Source organism: bacterium (genome assembly GCA_027622355.1).
Lineage (GTDB): Bacteria > UBA8248 > UBA8248 > UBA8248 > UBA8248 > JAQBZT01.
The window spans coordinates 1-4685 of sequence record JAQBZT010000233.1 but is presented as its reverse complement, the minus strand read 5'-3'; the positions used below and the strand labels follow the sequence as shown (position 1 = coordinate 4685).

The 4685-nt window shown below is 61.9% G+C and carries 5 protein-coding genes; 2 read left to right on the top strand and 3 right to left on the bottom strand.

The genetic code is table 11. The features are described 5' to 3' along the window. A partial coding sequence (locus tag O2807_12205; protein ID MDA1001261.1) for a TRAP transporter fused permease subunit occupies positions 1–1643 on the top strand: 1643 nt, incomplete at its 5' end. A gap of 29 nt (positions 1644–1672) precedes the next feature. Here the strand turns inward: O2807_12205 and O2807_12200 are convergent. Then, the gene (locus O2807_12200; GenBank protein ID MDA1001260.1) at positions 1673–2428 is read right to left on the bottom strand and encodes an SDR family NAD(P)-dependent oxidoreductase; all 756 of its coding nucleotides are present in this window, start codon (positions 2426–2428) and stop codon (positions 1673–1675) included. A gap of 125 nt (positions 2429–2553) precedes the next feature. Between O2807_12200 and O2807_12195 the strand changes: the two genes are divergently transcribed. Further along, positions 2554–2967: a cupin domain-containing protein gene (locus tag O2807_12195; protein ID MDA1001259.1), complete on the top strand. Its 414-nt coding sequence runs from the start codon at positions 2554–2556 to the stop codon at positions 2965–2967. 9 nt (positions 2968–2976) lie between these two features. Here the strand turns inward: O2807_12195 and O2807_12190 are convergent, their stop codons facing one another. Beyond that, complete coding sequence (locus O2807_12190; GenBank protein ID MDA1001258.1) at positions 2977–3882, bottom strand: ABC transporter permease; 906 nt, start codon at positions 3880–3882, stop codon at positions 2977–2979. After that, positions 3882–4658, bottom strand: coding sequence for an ABC transporter ATP-binding protein (locus O2807_12185; GenBank protein ID MDA1001257.1), 777 nt, complete (start codon positions 4656–4658; stop codon positions 3882–3884). The genes O2807_12190 and O2807_12185 overlap by 1 nt, the downstream gene beginning before the upstream one ends. Positions 4659–4685 lie beyond the last annotated feature (27 nt).

Sequence of the window (4685 nt, the reverse complement as noted above, 5' to 3'; positions counted from 1 at the left end):
CCGTGGCGCTCGTGTTCCTTTTCTACGACTGGGCGGGACCGTGGTTCCCGGGCTGGTTCTCCCATAAGGGGAATGAGTTCGGCTATGTCATGGCCTACCTGTACAGCCAATCGGGCATCTACGGCATCATCACGCGCGTCTACGCCCAGGTGGTGTTTATTTTCCTCGTCTTCGGCGCGCTTTTGCAGGCGACACGGGTGGGCGATGTGTTCGTGGATCTGGCTTTCGCCATGGTGGGACGCTTCAAGGGCGGCGCGGCCAAGGCGGCGGTGGTTTCGAGCGGACTGGTGGGCTCCATCGTCGGAAGCGGGGCGGCGAACATCGTTATCACCGGAACGTTCACCATCCCTCTGATGAAGAAGGGGGGCTTCCGGCCGACCTACGCCGCGGCGGTGGAGGCGGTGGCGAGCATCGGCGGCCATCTGATGCCGCCCATCATGGCCTCGACGGCTTTCCTGCTCGCCGCCATGACGGAGACCCCCTACTGGCGGATCGCATTGATCAGCCTGGTGCCCGCGCTGCTTTACTATCTTTCCGTGTTCATGGCGGTACACTTCCACGCGAGCCGGAACAATCTCCACGGGCTCCCGAAAGAAGATCTGCCGAATTTCTGGGCTATTCTCAAGAAAGACGGCATCCTGCTCATTCCGATCGTTATTCTCATCGCGCTGCTGATCGTCCAGTTCTCCCCCTTCTTCGCGGGATTCTGGGCGATCGCGTCGGCCATCGTCTTCAGCACCATCCGGCAGAAATGCTGGTACCTGCTGGGCATTGAAGCGGCGGCTTTCCTGGCGAGCGGCCTCTATGGCGGGGACATGATTTACCTCTACACCGCCATTGCCTGCTTCCTGGCCTGGCGGCACGAGCAGGCCCGGAAAATCATGACCGAGATATCGAACGCTTTCGTACAGGGTTCGGTCAACTCGCTGGTCATCGGCGCGACGGCAGGCGTCATGGGACTCGTTTTGACGGGCGTTACCCATCCGGATCTCGCCCAGAAGATGACGGCCATCATTCTTTCCTACTCGGGCGGCTATGTCCTCATGGCCATCATCCTCGTGGCCTTCGCGAGCTATATCCTGGGCATGGGGATGACGATCACGGCGAGCTATATCCTGATCATCATCTTGGCCGGACCCGCGCTGCAGGACCTGGGCCTGACGATGTTGACCGCGCACATGATCGTTCTCTGGCTCAGCCAGGACGCGGCGCTGACGCCGCCTTTCGCCCTGGGGGCTTTCGTCGCGGCCGGGATTGCCCAATGCGATCCCATGCGGACGGGCTTCATCTCCTTGAAGCTCGCCAAGCCGCTCTACATCATTCCGCTCTTGATGGCCTATACCCCGATTTTGATGAGCGGGCCCGAGCCCTGGAGCGAGATCATCACCGTGTGGGTCAGCTCGGCGATGGGCTTCATCTGCACGGCGGCCATATTCGAGCTCTATATGTTCCGAAGGCTCACCGTTCTGGATGTCGCGATTCTGGCGGTGGCCTCGCTCTGCCTGTTCTGGAATGGCCTGACGATCAACCTGATCGGGGCGGGCCTGATGGCGGGGGACATTTTCCTGCAGCGGCTCCGGCCCAGCGACCAGACCGTTCCGGCCCATATGGTGAAAGCCGCCGTCAGCACAGTGCAGACCTGATTCCGGCCGGCCTCTGCGGCGATGCAAATCTAGGCCAGAAAGTAGCCCCCGTTCACGTCAATCGTGACGCCCGTTACGTGGCGCGCATCCTCCGAGGCGAGGAAGGCGACGACCCCGGCCACATCCTCCGGCGTGCCGATGCGCCCGAGGGGGGTAGCGCCCTCGACCTGGCGTTTCCGCTCCGCGCTCATCTGCGAGAGGATTCGCCGCGAGCCGATGACGCCCGGCGCGATGGCGTTCACGTTGATACTCATCGGGCCGAATTCGCGGGCGAGATGGCGGGTGAGGCCGATGACGGCGGCTTTCGAGCTGCTGTAGTGGGCGCCCTGAAGCACGCTCGCCGAGCGGCCAGCCACGGATGAGAAATTCACGATCTTGCCCGAGCGCCGCTCGCACATGTGGGGAAGGATCGCCTGGCAGGTGCGGTAGACGCTTTTCACGTTGAGCTCGAACATCTTCTCGAAGGCCGCCTCGTCAATCTCCAGCGTGGGGGAGGCCAGTCCCCCGCCGACGCAGTTGACGAGAATATCCACGGGCCCGCTCTCGCGGACGGCGGCCGAGATTGCCCCCCGAACGCCTTCCGGGTCGGTAATATCGAGAAAGGCGGGGGTGGCGCGGCCGCCGGCGCCCGCTTCCGCGGCGAGCCGGGCGGTTTCCTCGCGTGTTTCGGCAATATCCATGCAGATGACGTGGGCGCCCTCCCGCGCCAGGCGCAGCGCGGCGGCCCGGCCGATGCCGTCGCCGGCTCCGGCGATGATGGCGGTTTTCCCATCGAAGCGGTTCAAATTGTCTCTCCCTCGGCGTGATTGGCGGCGCCCGGCCCGGCGCTTCGGCGCCGTTTTGGTTCGCTCGCAAAAGAAGTTATGATTTCCGTTCTTATATCAGTTTTCTTGAAGAAGGGGGAAGGTCAGTGGCCTATGTTTTTTCCTGGGAAGACGGTGAAATCCTGCAAATGGACAACGTTCAGGAATCCCGCGGCTGGCGGATTCTGGTGGACGAGAAGAACGCCGGCTCCCGTTTTATGAGCATGGGGAACCAGGACATCCCCGTGGGGACGAGCATTCCCGTCCACATCCACGAGAAGGAGGAGGAGATCCTCTTTTTCCACGAGGGCGAGGCCGAGCTCGAAATCGACGGAAATATCTATCCGGTGAAGGCGGGCATGTCCTGTTTTCTTCCCGCGAAGGTGCCCCACGGCCTCAAGAACACGGGAGATACGCCCTTGAAAATGCTGTGGTTTTTCGCTCCGGCGGGATACGAGAAGGTCTTCCGCGAGATGGCGTCACAGGAGATGGACCACGGCGAGATCGAGAAGCATTTGTAGGCGGCCGCGCTAGCCAGGGATGCTTGTCTCCTGCCCTACGTCCCCCGAGGGCCGCCACCTGAGAACGCGCCCCTCCGACCAGTTGAGCACCTGATTGATGACCACGACGAGAATCATCAGAATCAAAATGATGAGGATCAGGCCGGTCGTGAAGTACTCGTTGTTGTAGCGCTGCAGCAGGTACCCCAATCCCTTGTCTGCGATGATGTACTCTCCCACGATGGCGCCGACCATCCCGAAGGGGATGCTGATCTTCAGCCCGTTGAAAATCCAGGGAGAGGCGGCGGGCAGAACCACCTTGCGGAGGATCGCGAGCTTGTTGCCGCCCAGCACCCGCGCCACGTTGATCAGATCGCGGCTCACGCTCCGGATCCCGGAAAACGTACTGACGAAGGTGAGAAAGAAGACGATTGTCAGGACCAGGATGATTTTGGGTTGGCGCTCGATGCCGAACCAGGCGATGAACAGGGGGGCATAGGCGATGCGCGGGACGCCGTTGAAGGCCATGATGAAAGGCTCGATGACGAGTGCGACGATCTCGAGCTCGGCCAGAAGGAAGCCGAAGGCGATCCCGGCGATTGCGCCAAAAATGTAGCCCCAGAAGGTGTTTTCGACGGTGTAGGCAAAGTGCACCCAGAGCGAGCCGTCCGGGTTGTTGGCGTCCACGATGTCGAAGAAGGACTCGAACAGCAGGGAGGGGGCGCTGATGACTTTTTCATCGATCCACCGGCCCGAGACGTACTCCCAGAGGGCGATGGTACAGATCCCGAAAACGATGCGCAGGGCGGCCACGCGGAGCCAGCGCAGCTCCTCCGCATTCTGAAAGCGCCAGAGAAAGAGCCGCAGGCCGGTGATTTTCGGCGGGAGCAGCAGGTCCTCCGGGGGCCGTGTTTGCATTTCCAGGTCTTGCGCCATTACATCTCCTTCGCCACTTCTTCGCGGAGTTCCTCCCAAAGCTTGTCGTAGATCATGCCGTAGGCTTCCGCGTGGTGGATATGGTAGACATCCCGCGGCCGGGGAATGTTCACGTCAGTCACGCTCTTGATGGTCCCCGGGCGCCCCGACATGAGCACGACCCGATCCGCCAGGGAGATGGCCTCGGTCAGGTCGTGGGTGATGAAGATGATGGTCTTGCGCTCCTCGCGCCAGAGCTGGAGAAGCTGGTTCTGGAGCGTGAGCCGGGTCTGGGCGTCGAGCGGCCCGAAGGGTTCGTCCATGAGGATGATGCTGGGGTTGTAGACCAGCGTGCGGATAATGTTCGCCCGCTGCCGCATGCCGCCGGAGAGCTCGTGGGGGTAGTGGTTCTCAAAGCCGCCGAGCCCCACCTTGTCGATCAGCGCCTGGACCCGGTCCGCGTTTCCGTTGTCGCCGCCGCCGCGGAATTCCAGCGGGAGCAGGACGTTCTTCCGCAAGGTGCGCCAGGGCAGGAGGTTGTCCTGCTGGGTGACGTAGCCGATCTCGGGGTTGAGGCCCCGTATCGGCTTCGACTTGAAGTAAATGGCGCCCTCGGTGGCGGGATACAGACCGGCCAGAATGTTCAGAAGGGTGCTTTTTCCGCATCCGCTCGGGCCGACGACGGTGATGAACTCGCCCTCGCCGATGTCCAGTGAGACGTTGTCCATCGCCCGGACGATTGTGCCCCGCGAGAGAAACCGTTTACTCACCTCGCGGAGAGACAGCAATGTTTCCAAAAAATTTCTCCTGATGTCTTGCGGCGG